Origin of the sequence: Acaricomes phytoseiuli DSM 14247 (genome assembly GCF_000376245.1) — a bacterium.
GTDB classification, from domain to species: domain Bacteria; phylum Actinomycetota; class Actinomycetes; order Actinomycetales; family Micrococcaceae; genus Renibacterium; species Renibacterium phytoseiuli.
Window position 1 is genome coordinate 50,234 of the sequence record NZ_AQXM01000056.1, and the last position, 21,096, is coordinate 71,329.

The window sequence follows — 21,096 nt, forward strand, 5'->3', positions numbered from 1 at the left end:
AAAGCTGCAGGAACCTGCGGAAAATCAGAAGAGCAGCAGAAACGAACGCTCAATAATGTGTTCAATACTTGACGGCATGACCTGAAACCTGTTTACTTTCCTCAGACTAATGATTGGGTAACGACGAAGTCCCACGAGAGGTGCGTTCGATGATTGAGGACACCGCGCTGGCCAGCAGCACATACTCCCAGGCTCCCGTAGTGCTCGAGATGCGCTCCATCACCAAGGAATTCCCAGGCGTCAAAGCGCTCTCCGAGGTCACGCTCACCGTCCGCGCCGCAGAGATCCACGCGATCTGCGGGGAGAACGGGGCCGGGAAATCCACGCTCATGAAAGTACTCTCCGGGGTCTACCCGTACGGGAGCTACCGCGGGGAGATCATCTACCAGGGCGGCATCTGCCAGTTCAAGGACATCCGGGCATCCGAGGCCGCCGGCATCGTCATCATTCATCAGGAGCTGGCGCTCATCCCAGAGCTGTCCATCACCGAGAACATCTTCCTGGGCAATGAGCCCACCCGGTTCGGGGTCATCGACTGGGCCGAAGCCCACCGGCGCACCGCAGAACTGCTGGCGAGAGTCGGGCTGAGCGGTGATCCGGCCACGCCCATCAAAGAGATCGGCGTGGGCAAGCAGCAACTCGTGGAGATCGCCAAGGCCCTCAGCAAATCGGTCAAGCTGCTGATCCTCGACGAGCCCACCGCGGCTCTCAACGAATCGGACTCCCAGCACCTGCTGGACCTGATCCGCGGCCTCAAGGCCAAGGGCATCGCCTCCATCATCATTTCGCATAAGCTCAATGAGATCGAACAGATCGCGGACTCCATCACCATCATCCGAGACGGCAAGACCATCGAGACCCTGGACGTCAGCAGCGGCGATGTCGATGAGGACCGGATCATCCGGGGTATGGTCGGGCGCACCCTGGAATCCCGGTTCCCGGACCGCACCCCGGAGATCGGCGAGGTGTTCTTCGAAGTCGATGACTGGACCGTCGCCCACCCGCAGATCCCGGACCGGTTGGTCTGCAAGAACAGCTCCTTCACGGTGCGCCGTGGGGAAATCGTCGGCTTCGCCGGGCTCATGGGCGCCGGCCGCACCGAACTGGCCCGCTCCCTCTTCGGCCGCTCCTACGGCACCTACCTTTCCGGCCGCATCGTCAAAGACGGCGAAGAGGTCCGGTTGCACACCGTGGCAGAGGCGATCAAGCACGGCCTGGGTTACGTCACCGAAGACCGCAAGAGCCTGGGCCTGAACCTCCTCGATGACATCAAGACGACCACGGTGGCCGCGGCACTGAAGAAGATCGTGCACGGCCTGGTGGTCGATGACGATGAGGAATACCGCATCGCCGAGGAATACCGGCAGCAGCTACGGACCAAGACGCCCAGCGTCGATGAAAGCGTAGCCAAGCTCTCCGGCGGCAATCAGCAGAAAGTGGTGCTCGCCAAATGGATGTTCACCGATCCTGATCTGCTGATCCTCGACGAGCCCACGCGCGGTATCGACGTAGGTGCCAAGTACGAGATTTACGGCATCATCCAGCAGCTCGCGGCGCAGGGCAAAGGGGTCATCGTGATCTCCTCGGAACTGCCCGAGCTGCTGGGGCTCTCCGACCGGATCTACACCATCTTCGAAGGCTCTATCACCGGGGTGCTGGAACGCGGCGAGGCGGATCAGGAGAATCTAATGCGCCTGATGACCTCGAACCGTCCCGCTGAGCGCTCCGCCTAACAGCACTACCCCACCACCAACTCTCTCGCCCACCGCACGTATCAGGAAACCCGATGAATCAGCTCAAACACATCTTCGGCGATAATCTTCGCCAATTCGGCATGGTCTTCGCGCTCATCGCTCTCATGCTGTTCTTCCAAATCGCCTCCGGAGGGAAGGTCTTCACCCCCTTCAATATGCAGAACCTGATCAGCGGAAACTCGTATGTGCTGATCCTGGCCATCGGTATGGTCCTGGTGATCATCGCCGGGCACATCGACCTCTCCGTCGGCTCCGTCGCGGCCTTCGTCGGCATCGTCGTGGCCATCGCTATCCGGGACTGGGGCATTCCCTGGTGGGCCGGGGTGCTCTTGGGCCTGGCCGTCGGCGCGATCGTGGGCTCCTGGCAAGGATTCTGGGTGGCCATTATCGGTATTCCGGCGTTCATCGTGACCCTCGCCGGAATGCTGCTCTTCCGCGGCCTGAACCAGTTGGTCGGCAAGAACGCCACGGTCCCGGTGCCAGAGGAGATCAAGTTCCTCGGTGCGGGGTACCTGCCGGAAATCGGGCCGGATACCGGATTCAACAATCTCACTCTGCTCCTCGGCATACTGGGCATCGCCGCAGTGACCTACGGTGAAATCCGCCGCCGCAACTCGCGCCAGCTCGGTGCCAGCCTCGCCCCGCTCTGGGCCGTGATCACCCGGGCGGTTCTGATCAGCGGTGTTATCGCCTACGCCACCTACCTCTTCGCCACCGGACGCCCCGGCACTTCCTTCCCGATCCCCGGGATCATCCTGGGCCTGCTGGTGCTGATCTACGGCTTCATCTCCTCCAAGACCGTGATCGGCCGCCATGTCTACGCCGTGGGCGGCAACAAGCATGCCGCGGAGCTCTCCGGCGTCAGCAGCCGCAAAGTGAACTTTCTGGTGATGATGAATATGTCCCTGCTGGCATCGGTGGCCGCGATCGTCTTCATCGGACGCTCCACGGCCTCCGGCCCCTTCGATGGCACCGGCTGGGAGCTGGACGCGATCGCCGCGGTGTTCATCGGTGGCGCGGCGGTCTCCGGCGGTGTGGGCACCGTGATCGGTTCGGTGATCGGCGGCCTCGTCATGGCGGTGCTCAACAACGGGCTGCAGCTGCTCAGCGTCGGGGCGGATATGACCTCGGTGATCAAGGGCCTCGTGCTGCTCCTCGCCGTAGCGATCGATGTCTACAACAAGAGCCAGGGCCGGCGCTCCATCATCGGCCTGCTGATGCGCAATTTCGAGCGCAAAGAGAAAACCGGCCTACAGGCCAATAACTGACCCCTTACCTGTTTCACCTTTACCCAAGAAGTCCCCTAGAAGCCAAGAAGTCCCCTAGAAGCCAAGAAACCCCCTAGAAGAAAGCACAGTCATCATGGTGAGAATCACGAAGACAATGACCACTGTGGCCGCGGTAGCGGTAGTCTCAGCGCTGGCGCTGAGCGGCTGCGGCCGAGCCGGCACCGCCTCAGAAGGCTCCGGCGATACCGCATCCGGCTTCGACGCCGGTGCCACTATCGGCGTAGCCCTGCCGCAGAAGACCTCGGAGAACTGGGTGCTCGCGGAGTCCCTCTTCAACGACGGTCTGAAGAACGCCGATTTCAAACCGGAGGTGCAGTTCGCCAATGCCGGTGTGACCGAGCAGCAGAACCAGATCACCTCCATGATCTCCAACGGCGCCAAGGTGCTGATCGTCGGTGCTGTCGACGGATCCCAGCTGGACACCCAGCTCCAGCAAGCCAAGGACGCCGGCGTGACAGTGATCGCCTACGACCGGATCCTGAAGAACACCTCGGCTATCGATTACTACCTGGCCTATGACAACTACAAGGTCGGCCAGCTCCAGGGCCAGGCGCTGCTGGACGGCATGAGCTCGAAGAAGTCCTCCGGCCCGTACAACATCGAGCTGTTCGCGGGCTCGAATGACGATGCGAACTCGAAGCCCTTCTTCGACGGCGCGATGAGCGTCCTGCAGCCGAAGATCGACGATGGCACTGTCAAGGTGGCCTCCGGGCAGATGGATCAGTCCGCCGCGGCGACCCAGGGCTGGAAGGCCGAGAACGCGCAGAAGCGCATGGACACGCTGCTCGCCGGTTTCTACACGGGAACTGAGCTGGACGGTGTACTCTCCCCCAATGACACTCTGGCGCGGGCCGTGCTCACCTCGGTGAAAGCTGCGGGCAAGCCGATTCCGTTGGTCACCGGACAGGACTCCGAGGTCGAATCGGTGAAATCGATCATGGCCGGGGAGCAGTACTCCACGATCAACAAGGACACCAGGGATCTGGTGAACGCGGCGATCGCCATGGTCAAAGACCTGCAGCAGGGCAATACCCCGCAGACCACGAGCGAACAGGACAACGGCACTAAGCAGGTGCCGACGAAGTTCCTGGAGCCGGTGATCGTCACCAAGGAGAACGCCGCCGAGGCTTATGCGAATAACCCGGCACTGGAGGCACTCACCAAGTAAATCTGACCGGAGTCACCGGATAGAAGGTTCTATGTTGAAGGCCGGAGGGGCGTGCGCCCCTCCGGCCTTCGTCGTCGCTGCAGAATCAGAGCTCCTCAGAGCAATCACTGAGAAATCGCTGCGCAATCACTGCATAGACGACCCTGCTGTATTTTCGTTGTCGTTTTCTTCTTCAGATTTTTCCGCTTCGGAGCCGTCCGCCGCAGCCTCGCCATCATCGTCGCTCTGTTCATCCGGCTGTTCATCTGGCGGCCCGGCAGCAGAGTACTCGGCATCGGAACGCACCGCCGGGTCGGTTTCCCAGCTTCTGGAGGCGATATAGCGGATCGAGGAGTTCGTCACGGCCAATAGCGGGACGGAGAAAAGCGCGCCCGGAATACCGGCCAGCAAGGTACCCGCGGTCACCGCGAGGATCACGGCCACCGGGTGGAGCGAAACGGCCTTGCCCATGATCAACGGCTGCAGCACATTGGACTCCAGCTGCTGCACCACCAGCACGATGGCCAGCATCACGAGCGCATTGATGGGCCCGTTGGCCACCAAGGCCAGGAGCACCGCGATGGCGCCGGTGAACAGGGCGCCGACGATCGGGATGAAGGAACCGAGAAAAACCAGCACGCCCAGGGGCAGGGCGAGGGGCACCCCAATAATGGCAGCACCGACGCCGATGCCCACGGCATCGACGAGGGCCACGAAGACCTGCACCCGGACGTAGTTGACCAGTGACGACCAGCCCCGGCGTCCGGTACCGTCGGTAGCTCGCCGGGCCCTGCGGGGCATGAGCCCTACCAGGAACTTCCAGATCCGCTCGCCTTCGTAGAGGAAGAAGATCAGGATGAAAAGGCTCAGCACGAAGCCAGTGCCGAAATTTCCGGCACTGCTGCCGAAGGAGAGAGCGCCGGTGAGGATGCTGCTGCTGTTCTGCTCAAGAGCCTCAGTGGCCTGCCGCAGATAGTCCTCGACCTGTTCCGTGGTCAGCCTCAGCGGACCATCCGAAAGCCACTGCTGCACGGTCTGCACCCCGCGCAGGGCTTCATCCCAGAGATCCTGGAAACCAGTGTAGAGCTGCCGGCCGACCAGAGCCAGAGCACCGGCGACTACCACGATCAAGCCCAGCTCAGTGATCGCCACGGCGGCCCCGCGCGGTACTCGGTGCCGGCTCAGCCAATTCACCACCGGCAGCAGCAGACCGGCGAGCAGGGCGGCGACCATGATCGGAATGACCAGTAGCGTCACGAAGCTCAGCAGCCACAACAAGGCGCCTCCGACGATCAGGAGCGCCCCGAGCCGCCAGGCCCATTCGGCTCCTATCCGGAGCGCATAGGGAATATCATCGGGCTTTCCGCTGCTGGCCATGCCCTTATCTTCGCATGGGCCCGTCAGCAGGCAGCGCCAAGGGGCAGAATAGAGAAGTGCATAGTCGTCATATCCTCCGCCCCGGTTGGTACACATCGGATGGCCTTCCGGACCCCAGCACCGCCACCGGCAAGCCGCTGCGCTGGGGAGTGGTCTCCACGGGGAAGATCGCCCACGCCGTGCTCCCGGACCTCCTGCTGCTCGCAGACGCCATCCCCTACGCGGTCTCCTCGAGATCCGAGCAGCATGCAGAGACGTTCGCGCGCACCTTCGGCTTCGAGCGGTGGTACGCCGACGACGGCCAGATCGCCGGCTATCAGCAGTTAGTGGAAGACCCTGCCGTGGATATCGTCTATATCGGCGCCCCGCACGGTCAGCACTATGAGATCGCCGCAGCGGCCTTGCGCTCCGGTAAGCATGTGCTCTGCGAAAAAGCCCTGACCATCAATGCCGCCGAGACGGAAGCGCTCATCGACCTGGCCAGGGCTGAAGGACGGTTCCTGATGGAAGCGGTCTGGTCCCGCTTCGTTCCCGGTATGCAAAGGGCGTTCGAGCTGATCGCCGAGGGCGCTATCGGTGACATTCGCTGGGTCAAGGCGGATCTCGGCTTCCCTGCTCCCGACGACCCGGAGTCCCGGCTCTGGGCAGCGCACAGCGGGGGCGGTGCGCTGCTGGATCTGAGCGTCTACCCGCTGCTCTGGGCCTGGGGTGCGCTCGGCGCTCCGGAGAGTGTTCAGGCGCAGGGCACACTGACCGCCCCTGATCCGGAAGGCTACCGAGTGGATGCCCAGAACGCCCTGACCTTGGGGTATCCGGGCGGGGCCATCGCCCAGCTGATGAGTTCGCTGCAGTCTCAGTGCTCCCGCACCGCAACGGTCTGCGGTACCTCAGGGATCATCGAGACGGTGGGCCCGCGGATGAACAACCCGCTGGCTCTGCGCATACACAGCGGTTGGCAGGGCGATGGCTGGGAAGTGGACCGACTGGAAGAGTTCGAGCTCATCGGCTCCGGTTACAGCTACGAGTTCCGGGAGGTCACCTTATGCATTCAACAGGGCCTGCTGGAGAGTCAGGTGATGCCCTGGCAGGATTCCCTGGACACTATGCGATTCTTCGATCGGATCAGAACTCAGCTGGGAATAACGTACCCCCATGACCGCCAGGGGTCATGAGGGCACGTGAGGTGAAAAAGCCTGAAGGATTCAGGCGTCGAACTCCGCATTGGCCGCGCGACGGCCGGTCGGCACCTGATCACTGCGCCGGTTACGGCGCCAGAGGCCTTCGACGGCACCTGCTCCCCCGCCCAGCAGGACGAGGGCCAGCGCGGTGATTCCGTAGAATATCGGCTTCTCTCCAGTGATCCCCGCTGCCTCGGTGAACAGGGGCTGCCCGGCAAAAGTCGCCAGCCAGATCGAGAAGAACATCAGGACGGCGAGGCCCGCAGCGATCCTGGTGAAAATCCCGAGGAGGAGGGCCAGCCCGAGTCCCAGCTCACCAGCGATGATGAGCCAGCCCGACATCGGCGGAGCAGGGATATTCAGGGTATCCACGTAGTCGACAAACTGCTGGGGGCCGTTGACCAGTTTCTGGATTCCGTACAACAGAAGCGTCGCACCGACGAGCAGTCGCAGGACCATGACTCCCACCCCGGCGGTTCGGGGCAGATAAGAAAGAGAAGAAGCAGACATCGTCTGGCACCTTTCGTGAATGTATTCTGAGGGACTGCGGTTCTAGCGAACTGTGTCAGATTTCTGGGCATCATTCCAGCGCACATCTCGCGAGATGACGTTGAGTCGCAGTATCCAGAAGTGCCTCCGCCCCGGATTCTCAGTGCAGAAGCAGTCACTATGCAGGAAACAGAGTGAAAATCTTTCTGCTATAGGGAATCTGGGAATAAGCGACGGTGATCCGGGCATACAAAGAAGGAGCGGGTCCGCGGACCCGCTCCTTCTGGTGTGCTCAGTACCTGGGCTCAGGCTGCTTCCGATAGCCTGGCGCTGAGATTCTCATCGAGTGCCGCCAGGAACTCCTCAGTGGTCAGCCACGGCTGCTCCGGGCTGATCAGCAAGGCGAGATCCTTGGTCATCTTGCCGGATTCCACCGTCTTGATGACGACGTCCTCAAGCGTCTCCGCGAAGTTCACCACCTCGGGAGTGTTATCCAGCTTGCCGCGGTGCATCAGACCTCGGGTCCAGGCGAAGATCGAAGCGATCGGATTCGTCGAGGTCGGCTTGCCCTGCTGGTGCTGCCGGTAATGACGGGTGACCGTGCCGTGCGCGGCCTCGGCCTCAACCGTCTTGCCATCCGGGGTCATCAGTACGGAGGTCATGAGCCCCAGCGAGCCGAAGCCCTGCGCGACGGTATCCGACTGCACATCACCGTCGTAGTTCTTGCAGGCCCAGACGTAGCCGCCTTCCCACTTCATCGCGGAGGCCACCATATCGTCGATCAGCCGGTGCTCGTAGGTAATGCCCGCGGCCTCGAACTGAGCCTTGAACTCGTTGTCGTAGACCTCCTGGAAGATGTCCTTGAACTGACCGTCGTAGGACTTCAGGATGGTGTTCTTGGTGGAGAGGTACACCGGGTATCCACGCTGTAGGCTGTAAGCGAAGGAGGCTCGGGCGAAATCCCGGATGGAGTCGTTGAAGTTGTACATACCCATGGCCACGCCGCCTTCTTCCGGCATGGAAACGACATCGAACTTCATCGGCTCGCCACCGTCCTCCGGCTCGAAGGTCATGGTGATCTTGCCGGGGCCGGGCACCTTGAAGTTGGTGGAGCGGTACTGATCGCCGAAGGCGTGACGGCCGATGATGATCGGCTTGTTCCAGCCCGGTACCAGACGCGGGATATTCGAGATCACGATGGGCTCGCGGAAGATCACGCCGCCCAGGATGTTGCGGATGGTCCCGTTCGGGGAGAGCCACATTTTCTTGAGGCCGAATTCCTCGACGCGGGCCTCATCCGGAGTGATCGTGGCGCATTTGACGCCGACATGATGCTCTTTGATCGCGTTCGCGGCGTCCACGGTGACCTGGTCATCGGTGGCATCACGGTTCTGGATGGACAGATCGTAATACTTCAGATCGACGTCCAGGTACGGGTGGATGAGGCGGTCCTTGATGAACTGCCAGATGATCCTGGTCATCTCATCGCCGTCCAGTTCGACAACCGGGTTCAGAACCTTGATCTTGGACATTTCAGGCACGCGCCCTCCTCGGCATGGCTTGAGACCTAGTTCTTAGGCCTGGTTTTGCGCAGAAATCTTCAGCAACTATTCTGCCACGCGAGCGGAAGCCTTCTAAATCTGCGCTTCTCCTTCCGACAATCCGTCTACAGTTAGTCCGTGAGTTCAGGTATGCCATCACGGGAACCCGCTCTGGACGGCGCTCAGATTCTGCAGAGCCTGCCCTGGCGCTGGCGTGCCCAAGGCCGGATCTTCCTGATCGGCGGCCTGGGGTTCATGTTCGACGCCTGGGATGTGGCGCTCAACGGGGTACTGATCCCCCTGGTCGCAGCCGAGTGGTCCCTGGACCGCCCGACAGCGGCCCTGTTGGCCACCTCGAATCTGATCGGCATGGCGGTGGGCGCCTTCGCCTGGGGCGGTATCGCGGACCGGATCGGGCGGAAGACCGCCTTCAGCGCGACCCTGCTGATCTTCTCGATCTTCACCATCGCTGGTGCGCTGGCCCCAGATTTCCTCTGGTTCTGCCTTTTCCGGTTCATCGCCGGATTCGGCCTGGGTGGTTGCATCCCGGTGGATTACGCTCTGGTGTGCGAGTTCACGCCCAAGAAACAACGCGGCACCGTGCTGGCCGCCCTGGATGGCTGGTGGCCGCTGGGGGCCGCGGCGGGGTTCTTTGCTTCCGGGGCCGTGCTCGCGATGACCGGCGAGTGGCGGCTGATCCTGCTGGCCATGGTCTTGCCGGCGCTTCTGGTCTTCTGGGTACGGCTGGGGGTGCCAGAATCGCCGTTGTACTTGATCCGACGTGGGCAGCCCGAACAGGCCCGGCGGATCATCGACCGCTTGGTCCAGCAGACTGGAGCTCCGGTGCGGCCTTACACACTAGCCCCAGAAGCCCCGGGAGTCCCAGAAGCCCCGGGGCCGGGGACCCACAGCAGCCCGGCTCCCCTTAATATCGCAGGCCAGCTGCGGGCGCTCTGGGCCTTCAACTGGCGTATCACCGCCACCAGCTGGTTGCTGTCCTTCAGCATCCTGCTGGTGTACTACCTGGCGCTGAACTGGATGCCCAGCATCCTCATGGAAGCGGGGCTGGGCAGCCAGACCGCGCTTTTTGCCAACGGCGCGATGGCAGCTGTCGGCTTAGTCGGTGTGCTCATCTCCGCACTGCTGATAGAACGCACCGGGCGGAAGGCCATCATCGCCGTGACCGGCCCTCTGGCCGCTGCGCTGCTCGCGGTCACGGCCTGGTCCCTGGGCACGCCGATGCTGGCCGTGCTCTGGCTGCTGGGCTTCGGCCTGGTGGTACAGGCCGCTATCCCGGCGCTCTACACCTATCTCGCAGAGCTCTATCCCACTGAATTGCGCGCCACCGGCTTCGGCTGGGCTTCGACCGTCTCCCGCGTGGGCGCCGGGCTTGGCCCGCTGTTCTTCGCCTCTGTTTTGTGGCCTCTTCTGGGGCTTCCGGTCTCGTTCCTGCTCAGCGGCGTACTGGTGCTGTTCGCCGTGCTCTGGATGCTCCGTTTCGCACCGGAGACCCGCGGCCGGCAGCTCAACTGACTCCGGCGAACACTAGCCACAGCAACAGAGTGAGCAAGAAGCCGAGCAGCCCGAGCACCGTCGTCAGCACCGTCCACGACTTCAAGCCGTCCGCTACGGACAGGCCGAGGTATCGCGTGACGATCCAGAATCCGGAGTCATTGACATGAGAGAAGCCCAGGGCGCCGAAGCCCACCGCGATAGTGATCAGGGCGATCTGAACCGGGCTGAACCCGCCATCGGCCACCGCGGTACTCAACAGTCCGGCGCTGGTGATGATGGCCACCGTTGCAGAGCCCTGGGAAATCCGGAGCACCGCCGCCAGCAGGAAGCCGCTCACAATCACGGGTAGACCCGCAGCTGCGAGCGAGTCGGAAAGTACTTTGCCGACCCCCGACTCGGTCAGGACCTTGCCGAAAACCCCGCCGGCGCCGGTCACCAGGATCACGATCGCGGTCGGTGCCAGCGCTGATTCGAGGATCTCGCCGGTGCGCGCACTGCTCCATCCGCGGCGAACCCCCAGGAAGTAATAGGCCAGCGCCAAAGTCAGCAGAAGCGCCACGAGAGGGGAGCCGAGGAAAGTGAGGGCATTGCGCAACGGCGTGCCTTCCGGAATCACCACGGCGCCTACGGTGCCGAACAGGATGATCAGGATCGGAAGCACGATGAGTGCTGCGATCATGCCGGGGCCGGCGGAGCCTGGGTCTGCTGCTCGGTCAGGTGGCCGGAGCCGGACTGCGCGGATTCTTCCTGGGTTGCTACGCCCGCTGCCCTGTCATTTCGGCTGCCGAAGGCCAGGAACTCCTTGTGCGTGGATGGCAGCATCACGAAATCGCGGCGGTTGATCCAGTGCGCCACGTAGTAGGCGACGAACCCCAAGGGCAGGCAGACCGCGAAGGCCAGCAGCGTCACCCAACCGACATCGGCACCGAGTACTCCGGCGGCACCCACCACTCCCGGGTGCGGAGGGACCACGACGTGTAGGGTCAGCATGATCCCGGCGATCGGCAGGCCGACCTTGACCGGATTGGCCCCGATGATCTTCGCGAAACCGTAGATGATCGGCACCAGGATGATGAACCCGACGTCGAAGAACACCGGTATCGCGAGCAGGAAGGCCGCCGCGGTCAGCGCCGCGACGATCCGTCGGGGGCCGAGGATCGAGGTGAAACGGGTGGCGAGCGATTCCGCGCCACCGGAGACCTCGATGATCCGCCCCAGCATGGCTCCCAGGCCGACCAGCAGTGCGACGCTGCCGAGAGTTCCGCCCATCCCCGCCTGCACCGTGGTCACGATGTCCTGAATCGGGATGCCAGCCGCGAGCGCCACCAGCAGGCTGGATAGCAGTAGCGCGATGAACGCCGGGATCTTGAATTTGATGACGGCCAGGAGCAGCAGCAGTACTCCGGCAACACCTACCGAGATGAGATAGATCGGCTCCATGCAGTCTCCTTTGACCGAAGCGGGGTAGAAAGAAAAAGAAAACGTCAGGAAGCAGTTCCGCCGGGTCCGATAACAGGTGCGATGAGACGGATCAGCGCTGAATCGTCATCGGCCCCCAGCCCGGAAGACCTGCCCATCAGATACTGCTGCTCGGCGGTGGCAGCGAGCGGTGTGGCCACGCCGAGTTGACGGGCTGCGTCCTCCACAATCCCCATGTCCTTGACGAAGATATCCAGGCGGCTGAGCACTTCCGGCTGCTCCTGGTTCAGCACCTGAAGCATCCGCGGGCCCCGGTTCCCGAGCATGAAGGAAGCGGCGGCGCCTTGCTGCAGGGCCTCGAGCGTCCGCTCCGGATCGAGCCCCATCGCCGAGGCGAGCGAGAGCGCTTCCGCGGCCGCAGCGATATGGATACCGCAGAGCAGCTGATTGACTGTTTTGAGTGCCTGGCCATCCCCGGCCCGTTCGCCCACGATGCTCAGGGTCGATGCCAGCAGGTCCAGCGCTGGGGCGGCTTTCGCCAGGACAGCCGGCGCAGCGCCGACCACGATCAGGAGATCACCGCTACGGGCCCTCACCGGCCCGCCGGAGAGCGGAGCATCCACAAGGCCGATCTGGTGCGCTGCCAGCCGTGCGGCGACGTCCCGCACCGGGGCAACCCCTACCGTTGCGCATAGCACGACCACCGCGCCGGGGGCGAGCGCGGCCAGAATGCCCTCGATCGGAGCGGAGAGGTCAGTCGGTGCATCAACAAGTTCGGAGCCGAAGAGCACCTGCTCCAGCTGAAGAGCGTCGCGCACCACGAGGAAGACGAGATCAGCGCCGGTGACCGCACCCTCTGCTGTGGTCACTGGTTGCACGCCGTCTGCGGCTGCGAGGTCGCGGCGCTCAGCGACGATATCGTAACCGCGGATGGGGAAGGTCTCCGCGAGCCGTGCGGCCATCGGCAGGCCCATGGTTCCTAGTCCCAGCACCGCGACGGTGGGGTTGGTGTTCATTTCGCGCTCCTCGCTTCTACTGTCTGCTTTCCCTGCTGTTCTCCCCTGTTGTTCTGCTCGGGGCACTGCGCGATCATGAGCCCGCCCCGGGCTCCGGACTCGACGAGAGCTTCTCAGTCACCGTGGCCAGCGCTTGCGCATCACCGACGTTGCCGGGGAAGACGATATACGGGATCTCACTGCCGATACCGTCGCGCGGCTCCCAGAGGGAGATCGTGCCGGGTAATACCGGGCCATGCACCCAGCCGTGATGCATGGCCAACGCTCTGGTAGCGATATCTGATGAGGTGATACCGCCCTTGGCGATGATGAACCGGGGTTTCACCAGCTCCAGGATTCCGGCGACCAGGCGGACCATCGCGGCGGAGACCTCGCGGGCGATCCGCAGGCTGTCCTCCGGGCTGGCTCCCCGACGCACCAATCGGCTGGTGCTGATGATCACGTTGCCCTGCCCGAGCCACCCGGCCGCTTCCCGCGCTAAGCCGGCCAGGTACGCTTCGTACTCGGCGCCCGCGACGTCGAGGATCCGTTCCAGTTCCAGCTCGACCGTAGCGACCTGCAGAGCAGGCGCGGCAGTCCGCAGCCGGTCCAGCTGCGCCGTGGTCAGGGCGGTATGCGAGCCCACCGCGATCAGTCCGCCGCGAACGCTCCGGTCATTGGCCAGCCCCGCCGCATCCGCTGCGCTCAGCGGTTCCGGCGGGGCCTGCCCGATCAGGCTGCGGACGAAGGTGGGGCCGGTTCGGTACAGAAAGCGCTTACCGCGCCTGTGCGCCTGGTGGATGCCAAGAGCCGCCGTGGATAAATCTGCGTCCTCGAGTGCGTCGATCACTACGACCTGACCGTTGCTGCTCTGTTTGAGAATCGCCGCGACAGCCTGCGCACCCTCACTGCGGATCGTGTGCACATCGATGATGGTTACCGCGGAGGCGGGGATTCTGCCGTCGGTTTTCTCCTCGACGTAATCAGTCAGTGCGGAGGAGCTGAATCCGAAGGTGGCATCTTGCGCGAATTCGGTCTGCGCGATCGGCGTGAGCTCATCGACTTGGGCGAAGTAATGCACCCCCTTGATCGTGACCCGGCCGGCGGCGGGAAAAGCCGGCGCCAGAATCACCGCATCGGTGACCTGCCCGTGCTGGCTGAGCACCTCTGCGATAGTGTCCGTCTCGAGGGGGAAGTGGCCGCGGAGTGTGGAGTCGCCACGGGAGAGGAAAGACAGCTCTTTCTTCTTCGGAGCCTCGTCCTGCGCCGCAGCGGCTAACGCGTTCGTGACGATCTCCCGGTTGATTCGCTCAGTCTCCGCGGGGTCGAGGCTCCGGGTGTTGGTGAGCACGTAGATCGCGCTGCCGCCCTGCGCGAAGGCCCACTGGAAATCGGGGATCTGCCATCTGGTCAGTACCGGAAGCTGGGCCACCGCCTGAGCCCCGGTGGGATCATCGTCAAGGACGATCAGCCGGTGCGATCCGGGGCCGAATGCCTCGGAGACCGTACTGGCGGGGGTCTGCCGGATTTCGGGAATCCCGTTGAGCAATTCTGCTCGTCGTGCCACTCTGCACTCCTCGATAAAGCCGGCTTCAGTCAACCCGACTCAGCCAAATAAGTCTGATATCAGATATCTTATGAAAAGTGTTCCCGGATATCAACGACTACGCGTTACCGGACCTTACTGCCCGTTGATCGTCCGTTCCCGGAGCACATAATGCTTGAGGTCCTGCAGGGTCTGATCCATATGCGCGAGCATCGCCACACGAGCAGCCAAAGGGTCCCGGTCCCGTAAAGCCGCCAGCAGCGCACGGTGATGTTCGATGGCGTGCCGCTGGATCTCCGGCACCGCAGAGGTCTCCCGGCGCTTCTCCTGCAGCAGTCGATGCAGGGGTTCGAAGAGCACCAGCACGATGACGTTTCCCGAGGCCTGCAGGATGATGTCGTGAAATTGGATATCAGCTGCGGTGAAGGCCTCGACATCGCCGGCTCCGGACGCCGACCGCATCTGCTCCAGGCAGTCGGACAGTCCTTTCAGGACGTCCTCATCGGCCCGCTCCGCGGCGAGCTCCGCAGCTCCCACTTCGATCATGCGGCGCACCTCGAGCAACTGCACAGACGGATTGATGCCTTGCGCGGGGCGCTTGGTGGTCAGCTGCATCACGGCCTGCAATGAGGTCCATTCCGCAGCGGGCCTCACATACGTTCCGGAGCCGCGCCTGGCTTCCACGACGTTCATCGCGCGCAGCGCTTTGAGCGCTTCCCGCACAGTCAACCGGCTGACGTCGAAAGATTCACCGATGACGGCTTCCGATTCGAGCGCCTCCCCCGGCTGGTAGCGGCCGTCGATGATACGTTCCAGAAGCTGATCCACTACCGTATCGACGAGTGTGGCCTTGGGCATACGCCCATCGTAATCCACCCGTACTGCTCACCGACGTCACGCCGTCCGCTCGCCGGCCTCGACGATACGGAGCAATAGTCCACCCAGCTCGGCGGGCTTGGTGAACTGCGGCCAGTGGCCGGTCGGCAGATCGATCAGTTCATATTCCTGCGCCCGCGCGAGTTCTTCGGTCATGCCGTGCCAAGGGTGCTGCGGCTCGGTGATCATCGCCTGCACCTCCGCCGCGCTGAACGCACAACAGATCACCGTTGCCGGGATGCCGAAACGGCGCTCATCCTGAAGACGCACGTGATCATTAGCAGCACTAGCGGGTTCCGGCACCGCTGCGGCACGGAACCGTTCCTTCAGCTCCGGGGTGAGATCCCGGAGGTCGCCGGTATCGAACTCATCCCACTCAGGCAGCCGAATCACTCCGTTGCGCACCGGCAGATCCGGATTGATCTGGCCGCCCTCGTGCAACGGCACGGTATCGACGTAGATGAGCCGCGCGATCCGGCCAGGCCGGGCATCGGCGGCCCCGTAAATCACCGGGCCGCCGCCACTATGGCCTATGAGCACCGCAGATCCCGGTAGCGCATCGACCAGGTTCACCACCGCGTCGATCTGGTCCTGCAGGCGCACCCCGGCAGCATCATCACCGGGCCCGCGACCCGGCAGGTCGACACAATGCACGGTGTGCCCCGCGCTTTGCACTGCCTGCGCGCATTCTGCCCAGCTCTCGCCCCGGAGCCAGAACCCGGGAACCATCACGATGTCCATGCCCTCAGTCAACCGCAAGGCACCGACAATACAACGCCGGCACAACGTCAGCACGGGCCCGGTGAGCTAGGCTAGATGACGAGATACGCACGCCGATGCCCGCAAGGGGCGAGCACAAGGAGGCAGCATGGCCAGCGATTCGACCTTCGATGTCGTGAGCAAAGTAGACACGCAAGAGGTCTCGAACGCTCTCAACCAGGCGCAGAAGGAACTCGCTCAGCGCTATGACTTCAAAGGCGTCGGCGCGGAGGTAGATTTCAGCGGCGAGAAGATCCTGATGAAAGCTAACTCCGAAGAGCGCGTCCTGGCCGTGCTGGATGTCTTCCAGTCCAAACTGATCAAACGGGGCATCTCACTGAAGTCCCTCGACGCAGGTGAGCCTTACTCATCCGGTAAGGAATACCGCCTGGAAGCCTCGATCAAAGAGGGTATCGCCCAGGAGACCGCGAAGAAGATCACCAAACTGATCCGGGATGAAGGGCCGAAATCGGTCAAAGCCCAGATCCAGGGCGACGAACTGCGCGTCAGTTCGAAGTCCCGTGACGATCTGCAGGATGTGATCGCGCTGCTCAAGGACTTCGAGGACGCCAATCTGCAGTTCGTCAACTACCGCTGATCGGAAAGCTCTAACGTTTCAGCTCAGGCTTTCGGGCCGTACACCAGGTGAATCACGCCGTTCTCGAAGGATTCCGAGGACAACAGCTCCAGATCGAGCTGCTGACCGTCCTGGCTATCAGGCCAGAGCCGCAGACCGGAACCCAGCACCACCGGGTACACCAGCAGGTGCAGTTCATCGACCAGCTTGTCGCTGAGCATGGCGCGGACCAGGGTCACGCTGCCGCTGACGTACAGATCGCCGGCTGCCTGCCCTTTGAGTTCACGGATCCCCTCCACCGTATAGGCACCCAGCGCGGTGGTATTCTCCCATTCGCGTTCCAGGGCTGCCGTGCCGACGACGTACTTCGTCGAATCATTCATGAACGGAGCCCCGGGATCCTCCGCCGCAGTGCGCCCGGGCCAGGCAGAAGCGAACATCTCATAGGTGTTCCGACCCAGCAGCAGCGCCGAGCTGGACGACATGAGCGCTCCGACGGCTTCGCCCATCCGCTCGGTGAAGCCGTAGGGTGCCGTCCAAGAAGGCGTCTCCACTACCCCATCGAGCGTGATGAACTCGTGTACTTTGATCTTTCCCACGGATATCCCCGGCTCTCTTTGAGGCTGCTTCCAGACTTCTTACTCGTTTTACTCGTTACTGCAACACTGCAACGGCTTACTGCAACGGTCGGCCAGCCATATTCTCCAGCCGGGAGATCCGCTGGTCCATCGGCGGGTGGGTCGAGAAGAGATTCTTCATCCCCCCACCGCGGAAGGGGTTCGCGATCATCATGCGGAAGGGGTTCGCGATCATCATATGGCTGGCGTTGACGACGCGCTGGTCCTGGGGCATCGGCAGCGCCTGCACTCCGGACTGGAGTTTGCGCAGCGCCGAGGCCAGCGCCAGCGGATCACCGGTGAGCTTCGCGCCGTCCTCATCCGCATCGTATTCGCGCGTACGGCTGATCAAGAACTGGATGAGCGCGGCAGCCATGGGGGCCAGAAGGGCCATCGCGATCATCGCGAGCGGGTTGCCGTTCCGGTTGTTCCCTCCGCCGAAGAACAGCATCATCTGCGCTACTGAGGTGATCACACCGGCCACCGCGGCCGCTACCGAGGAGATCAGGATGTCCCGGTTGTAGACATGCATCAGCTCGTGCCCCAGCACGCCGCGCAGTTCCTGTCGGTTGAGGATCTGCATGATCCCGTGGGTGCAGCAGACTGCGGCGTTCTGGGGATTGCGGCCCGTGGCGAACGCATTGGGCGAAGGCGATGGTGAAAGATACAGCCGGGGCATGGGCTGATTGGCCCGAGTCGCCAGCTCTCGGACGATCTGGTACAGCTCAGGTGCTTGTTCTTCGGTCACCGGATAAGCCTTCATGGCACGGATCGCCATTTTGTCGCTGTTCCAGTAGCCGTACGCGGTGGTGCCGACGCCGATGAGCGCGAAGATCACGATCGGGGCAAGGCTGCGCGTACTGCTGGCGATCAGTGCCCCGATGCCCAGCAGAATCGCCCAGAGCACTCCAAAGAGCGCCGCGGTCTTCAACCCGTTGTAATGCCGGTTCACGGTTCCATCCCCTCAGGTTCTCTCGCTCAGATATTCAGATATCTCATGTATTGAGAAGTGTCGAGAACCATCATAGATAACGCGTGGCAGCCCGCCGGCGTTCCCTGACGCCGAACTGCGCGCCTGTGCCGCCTCCGATCTTCGGTCGGATCTAGCCGGAGACTTCTTCGCCTTTCTCCCAGTTCTCCAGATCCGGCCCGTCATGATGGTCATCAGCCAACTCAGCACCCCCGGCCGGCCCGTTGGTCCACTCCAGGATGCGCCACGGCCGCTGTGCATCGCCGGAATCGTCTTGGAGCAGCACCATGCCGGTGTTGCTCAGATCGTAATCCATGGGCTGGGCAGGGTCGATGTTATTCGCCCGGATGCCTGCCCAGGTGCGGATCATCCCGCCGTGGCTGACGATCACGACGTCCTGGTACCCGGAATCCCGGGCTTCGGCGAGGACTTCTTCGAACCGCGTGAGGACCTCTTCACCGGTTTCCGCGCCCGGCATGCGGTAGTCCAGATCTCCGCGCATCCAGGCGGTCACCGCCTCCACATAGCGCATGATGTCCGTTTTCTCGCCGGACATCTCGAGCTCTCCCGCAGAGATCTCGCACACGCCCGCCCGGGGCTGGGCCACTAGGCCGCGGGCCTCGGCGAGGGGCTGCGCGGTCTGCTGAGTCCGCAGCGCCGTGGAGACGTAGAGGGCGTCTATCTGCCGCTGATCCAGTGCATCGACGAGTGCTGCCGCCTGCGCCTCGCCGAGCTCGGTCAGGCCTGGGCCGGGAGGGGCGGTGTCCAGGAGTCTGCGAATATTCGAAGCGGTCTGGCCGTGACGGATCAGTAACAAGCGCATGAATCTCATTCTGTCATCTCAGGCGTCTCAGACATCACCGGCCGCTCAGCACATCACCAGGAAGAACTTAGGCTCTCCTTATTACGAATCACTCAAAATAAGTGTTTGACTGAAGTCATGAGCGTGATCCGGGAGACTAGCGCGGAAGAAACCAGCGCAGACGCCCCGGCCTGGGCTGCCACCCTGCGTTCCCACGGCCGGCGGGTGACCAAGCAGAGACTTGGTGTACTGACCGCCGCCCATTCAGCCCCGCATCAGGACGCAGAGCGCATCTGGTCCACCGCCCGGGCCGAGCTCCCGGAACTCACGCTGCAAAGCGTGTACACGGTGCTCTCCGACCTCACCGCCCTCGGCCTGCTGCGCAAGATCGATCTCAGCGCCGGCCCTGCCCGCTATGAAACCAGGGTGGGCGATAACCACCATCATGCGATCTGCACGGTCTGTGGCCAGATCGAAGATATCGACTGCGCGGTGGGGCACGCTCCGTGCCTGCAGCCATCCGGGTCCACGATGTCCATCTACCAGGCCGATATCACCTTCCACGGAACCTGCGCCGCCTGCCTCAGCGCTTCCGACGCCGCTCATCTCGACGCCCCTGAACCCCCGCTCAATACCTCACATTCAGAACCTCAAAGAACCACAACCGAAGGAGAATCATGACTGGCAACACCACGCCTCCACAGGCGACGACGCAGTCTGGAGCACCGGTAGTCTCCAATGCGCATTCGCAGACGGTAGGCCCTGACGGCGTCGCGGCGCTGACCGATCACTACCTGGTCGAGAAGCTCGCCCAGTTCAACCGCGAGCGCGTCCCGGAGCGCGTCGTGCACGCCAAGGGCGGCGGCGCTTTCGGCACCTTCGTGACCACCGGCAACGTCTCCCAGTACACCAAAGCAGCGCTCTTCCAGCCGGGTGCCGAGACCGAGATGCTGATCCGCTTCTCCTCGGTAGCCGGCGAGTCCGGTTCGCCCGACACCTGGCGCGACCCGCGCGGCTTCGCCATCAAGTTCTACACCACCGAGGGCAACTACGACCTCGTCGGCAATAACACCCCGGTGTTCTTCATTCGCGACGGCATTAAGTTCCCGGACTTCATCCACTCGCAGAAGCGCCTTCCGGGCTCCAACCTGCGCGATGCCGATATGCAGTGGGATTTCTGGACGCTCTCCCCCGAGTCCGCGCACCAGGTCACCTGGCTCATGGGCGATCGCGGGCTGCCGGCCTCCTGGCGAAAGATGCAGGGCTACGGCTCGCACACCTACCAGTGGATCAATGCCGACGGCGAGCGCTTCTGGGTGAAGTACCACTTCCACTCCAACCAGGGCGTCGAGAACATCTCCAATGAGGAGGCCGCAGAGTTGGCCGGCTCGGATGGCGATCACCATATCCGCGATCTCTACGAGGCCATCGAGAAGGGCGACTTCCCGTCCTGGAACCTGTCCGTCCAGGTCATGCCCTACGAGGATGCCAAGACCTACCGATTCAATCCCTTCGATTTGACCAAGGTCTGGCCCAAGAGCGACTACCCGCTGATTCCGGTGGGCACCATGACACTCAACAAGAACCCGGAGAACTACTTCGCGGAGATCGAGCAGGCCGCCTTCGCGCCCTCGAACTTCGTGCCGGGCATCGCGGCTTCTCCGGACAAGATGCTGCAGGCCCGCATCTTCTCCTACGCCGATGCGCACCGTTACCGGGTGGGCACCAACCACGCGCAGATTCCGGTGAACTCCGCCAAGGCTGAGGTGCACAACTACAGCCAAAACGGTGCCGCACGGTACAAGTTCAATGCCCCCTCGGTGCCGAACTACTCGCCAAACTCCAAGGGTGGGGCAGTCGCCGACGAGGCGCTCTTCCAGCCTGGCGGCTGGGAGAACGATGGCGAGCTGACACTGACCGCGGCTAAACTGCACCGTGATGACAGCGACTTCGGCCAGGCAGGCACCCTGTACCGCGAGGTGTTCGACGATGCCGCGAAGGCCCGGTTCCTGGAGACCATCACCGGCGCTGTCGGCGGAGTGCAGGATGCCGATATCAAGGAGCGCGCGATCCAGTACTGGACGAACGTCGATGGTGATCTCGGCGAGAAGCTGCGCGCCAACCTGGGTGCCGGCGATGCCGGTTCCGCAGACGGTGCTGTCGCTCAGGGCGGCCTGACCGGCCCGGAGGACGGCGCACAGTAGGCGTTCTCAACGGTTTTTGATGAGGGCCGTGACTTTTGATG

At 63.0% G+C, this 21,096-nt stretch carries 20 protein-coding genes; 8 read left to right on the plus strand and 12 right to left on the minus strand.

Features of this window, described 5'->3' with window-relative positions:
- Positions 1–149: 149 nt before the first annotated feature.
- From mmsA to C501_RS0106540, 3 genes are all read left to right on the plus strand, one after another.
- Positions 150–1,733: a multiple monosaccharide ABC transporter ATP-binding protein gene (gene mmsA, locus C501_RS0106530; RefSeq protein WP_051064488.1), complete on the plus strand. Its 1,584-nt coding sequence runs from the start codon at positions 150–152 to the stop codon at positions 1,731–1,733.
- Positions 1,734–1,786: 53 nt separating this feature from the next.
- The gene (gene mmsB / locus C501_RS0106535; RefSeq protein ID WP_018134827.1) at positions 1,787–3,022 is read left to right on the plus strand and encodes a multiple monosaccharide ABC transporter permease; all 1,236 of its coding nucleotides are present in this window, start codon (positions 1,787–1,789) and stop codon (positions 3,020–3,022) included.
- A gap of 94 nt (positions 3,023–3,116) precedes the next feature.
- The gene (locus C501_RS0106540) at positions 3,117–4,211 is read left to right on the plus strand and encodes a substrate-binding domain-containing protein (protein ID WP_156807666.1); all 1,095 of its coding nucleotides are present in this window, start codon (positions 3,117–3,119) and stop codon (positions 4,209–4,211) included.
- Positions 4,212–4,337: 126 nt separating this feature from the next.
- Here the strand turns inward: C501_RS0106540 and C501_RS0106545 are convergent, their stop codons facing one another.
- Positions 4,338–5,567 (minus strand): AI-2E family transporter, encoded by a 1,230-nt coding sequence (locus C501_RS0106545; protein ID WP_018134829.1) that lies wholly within the window; start codon positions 5,565–5,567, stop codon positions 4,338–4,340.
- A gap of 56 nt (positions 5,568–5,623) precedes the next feature.
- Here C501_RS0106545 and C501_RS0106550 point away from each other — a divergent pair, with 56 nt between their 5' ends.
- Positions 5,624–6,739 (plus strand): Gfo/Idh/MocA family protein, encoded by a 1,116-nt coding sequence (locus C501_RS0106550; protein WP_018134830.1) that lies wholly within the window; start codon positions 5,624–5,626, stop codon positions 6,737–6,739.
- Positions 6,740–6,769: 30 nt separating this feature from the next.
- Here C501_RS0106550 and C501_RS13560 read toward each other — a convergent pair whose 3' ends face one another.
- Both C501_RS13560 and C501_RS0106560 read right to left on the minus strand, forming a co-directional pair.
- Complete coding sequence (locus C501_RS13560; RefSeq protein WP_018134831.1) at positions 6,770–7,255, minus strand: DoxX family protein; 486 nt, start codon at positions 7,253–7,255, stop codon at positions 6,770–6,772.
- A 284-nt stretch (positions 7,256–7,539) separates the two neighbouring features.
- Entirely contained in the window at positions 7,540–8,766 is a 1,227-nt protein-coding gene (locus C501_RS0106560) for an NADP-dependent isocitrate dehydrogenase (protein ID WP_018134832.1), read from the minus strand.
- 159 nt (positions 8,767–8,925) lie between these two features.
- Here C501_RS0106560 and C501_RS0106565 point away from each other — a divergent pair, with 159 nt between their 5' ends.
- Positions 8,926–10,308, plus strand: coding sequence for an MFS transporter (locus tag C501_RS0106565; protein WP_018134833.1), 1,383 nt, complete (start codon positions 8,926–8,928; stop codon positions 10,306–10,308).
- Here C501_RS0106565 and C501_RS14600 read toward each other — a convergent pair.
- From C501_RS14600 to C501_RS0106590, 6 genes are all read right to left on the minus strand, one after another.
- Positions 10,301–10,969 (minus strand): GntT/GntP/DsdX family permease, encoded by a 669-nt coding sequence (locus C501_RS14600; RefSeq protein ID WP_211206353.1) that lies wholly within the window; start codon positions 10,967–10,969, stop codon positions 10,301–10,303. The genes C501_RS0106565 and C501_RS14600 overlap by 8 nt on opposite strands.
- A complete protein-coding gene (locus tag C501_RS14605) occupies positions 10,966–11,730 on the minus strand; it encodes a GntT/GntP/DsdX family permease (RefSeq protein ID WP_211206354.1) in 765 nt (254 codons plus the stop codon). The genes C501_RS14600 and C501_RS14605 overlap by 4 nt, the downstream gene beginning before the upstream one ends.
- A 44-nt stretch (positions 11,731–11,774) precedes the next feature.
- The gene (locus C501_RS0106575) at positions 11,775–12,725 is read right to left on the minus strand and encodes an NAD(P)-dependent oxidoreductase (RefSeq protein WP_018134834.1); all 951 of its coding nucleotides are present in this window, start codon (positions 12,723–12,725) and stop codon (positions 11,775–11,777) included.
- Positions 12,726–12,798: 73 nt separating this feature from the next.
- Positions 12,799–14,271: a four-carbon acid sugar kinase family protein gene (locus C501_RS0106580; protein WP_043568456.1), complete on the minus strand. Its 1,473-nt coding sequence runs from the start codon at positions 14,269–14,271 to the stop codon at positions 12,799–12,801.
- A gap of 114 nt (positions 14,272–14,385) precedes the next feature.
- Positions 14,386–15,108 (minus strand): FadR/GntR family transcriptional regulator, encoded by a 723-nt coding sequence (locus C501_RS0106585; protein ID WP_018134836.1) that lies wholly within the window; start codon positions 15,106–15,108, stop codon positions 14,386–14,388.
- Between the two features lie 36 nt (positions 15,109–15,144).
- A complete protein-coding gene (locus C501_RS0106590; protein ID WP_018134837.1) occupies positions 15,145–15,867 on the minus strand; it encodes an alpha/beta fold hydrolase in 723 nt (240 codons plus the stop codon).
- 127 nt (positions 15,868–15,994) lie between these two features.
- Here C501_RS0106590 and C501_RS0106595 point away from each other — a divergent pair, with 127 nt between their 5' ends.
- Positions 15,995–16,483 carry a YajQ family cyclic di-GMP-binding protein gene (locus tag C501_RS0106595; protein ID WP_018134838.1) on the plus strand — a complete coding sequence of 163 codons (489 nt, stop codon included), beginning with the start codon at positions 15,995–15,997 and terminating at the stop codon, positions 16,481–16,483.
- Between the two features lie 23 nt (positions 16,484–16,506).
- Here C501_RS0106595 and C501_RS0106600 read toward each other — a convergent pair whose 3' ends face one another.
- The 3 genes from C501_RS0106600 to C501_RS0106610 form a co-directional block, all read right to left on the minus strand.
- The gene (locus C501_RS0106600; RefSeq protein WP_018134839.1) at positions 16,507–17,061 is read right to left on the minus strand and encodes a dihydrofolate reductase family protein; all 555 of its coding nucleotides are present in this window, start codon (positions 17,059–17,061) and stop codon (positions 16,507–16,509) included.
- A 76-nt stretch (positions 17,062–17,137) separates the two neighbouring features.
- A complete protein-coding gene (gene htpX, locus C501_RS0106605; protein ID WP_018134840.1) occupies positions 17,138–18,031 on the minus strand; it encodes a zinc metalloprotease HtpX in 894 nt (297 codons plus the stop codon).
- Positions 18,032–18,182: 151 nt separating this feature from the next.
- Positions 18,183–18,872, minus strand: a complete 690-nt coding sequence (locus tag C501_RS0106610; protein WP_018134841.1) for a histidine phosphatase family protein — start codon at positions 18,870–18,872, stop codon at positions 18,183–18,185.
- Positions 18,873–18,989: 117 nt separating this feature from the next.
- Here C501_RS0106610 and C501_RS0106615 point away from each other — a divergent pair, with 117 nt between their 5' ends.
- A complete protein-coding gene (locus C501_RS0106615) occupies positions 18,990–19,532 on the plus strand; it encodes a Fur family transcriptional regulator (protein WP_018134842.1) in 543 nt (180 codons plus the stop codon).
- Positions 19,529–21,055, plus strand: a complete 1,527-nt coding sequence (locus tag C501_RS0106620; RefSeq protein WP_018134843.1) for a catalase — start codon at positions 19,529–19,531, stop codon at positions 21,053–21,055. The genes C501_RS0106615 and C501_RS0106620 overlap by 4 nt, the downstream gene beginning before the upstream one ends.
- Positions 21,056–21,096 lie beyond the last annotated feature (41 nt).

Coding starts and splice junctions, on each gene's coding strand:
- C501_RS0106610 (WP_018134841.1), bottom strand. CDS start 18,872: ATGCGCTTGTTACTGATCCGTCACGGCCAGACCGCTTCGAATATTCGC.
- C501_RS0106590 (WP_018134837.1), bottom strand. CDS start 15,867: ATGGACATCGTGATGGTTCCCGGGTTCTGGCTCCGGGGCGAGAGCTGG.
- C501_RS0106615 (WP_018134842.1), top strand. CDS start 18,990: ATGAGCGTGATCCGGGAGACTAGCGCGGAAGAAACCAGCGCAGACGCC.
- C501_RS0106545 (WP_018134829.1), bottom strand. CDS start 5,567: ATGGCCAGCAGCGGAAAGCCCGATGATATTCCCTATGCGCTCCGGATA.
- C501_RS0106575 (WP_018134834.1), bottom strand. CDS start 12,725: ATGAACACCAACCCCACCGTCGCGGTGCTGGGACTAGGAACCATGGGC.
- C501_RS0106620 (WP_018134843.1), top strand. CDS start 19,529: ATGACTGGCAACACCACGCCTCCACAGGCGACGACGCAGTCTGGAGCA.
- C501_RS0106595 (WP_018134838.1), top strand. CDS start 15,995: ATGGCCAGCGATTCGACCTTCGATGTCGTGAGCAAAGTAGACACGCAA.
- C501_RS14605 (WP_211206354.1), bottom strand. CDS start 11,730: ATGGAGCCGATCTATCTCATCTCGGTAGGTGTTGCCGGAGTACTGCTG.
- C501_RS0106560 (WP_018134832.1), bottom strand. CDS start 8,766: ATGTCCAAGATCAAGGTTCTGAACCCGGTTGTCGAACTGGACGGCGAT.
- mmsA (WP_051064488.1), top strand. CDS start 150: ATGATTGAGGACACCGCGCTGGCCAGCAGCACATACTCCCAGGCTCCC.
- C501_RS0106540 (WP_156807666.1), top strand. CDS start 3,117: ATGGTGAGAATCACGAAGACAATGACCACTGTGGCCGCGGTAGCGGTA.
- C501_RS14600 (WP_211206353.1), bottom strand. CDS start 10,969: ATGATCGCAGCACTCATCGTGCTTCCGATCCTGATCATCCTGTTCGGC.
- C501_RS0106565 (WP_018134833.1), top strand. CDS start 8,926: ATGCCATCACGGGAACCCGCTCTGGACGGCGCTCAGATTCTGCAGAGC.
- C501_RS13560 (WP_018134831.1), bottom strand. CDS start 7,255: ATGTCTGCTTCTTCTCTTTCTTATCTGCCCCGAACCGCCGGGGTGGGA.
- mmsB (WP_018134827.1), top strand. CDS start 1,787: ATGAATCAGCTCAAACACATCTTCGGCGATAATCTTCGCCAATTCGGC.
- C501_RS0106585 (WP_018134836.1), bottom strand. CDS start 15,108: ATGCCCAAGGCCACACTCGTCGATACGGTAGTGGATCAGCTTCTGGAA.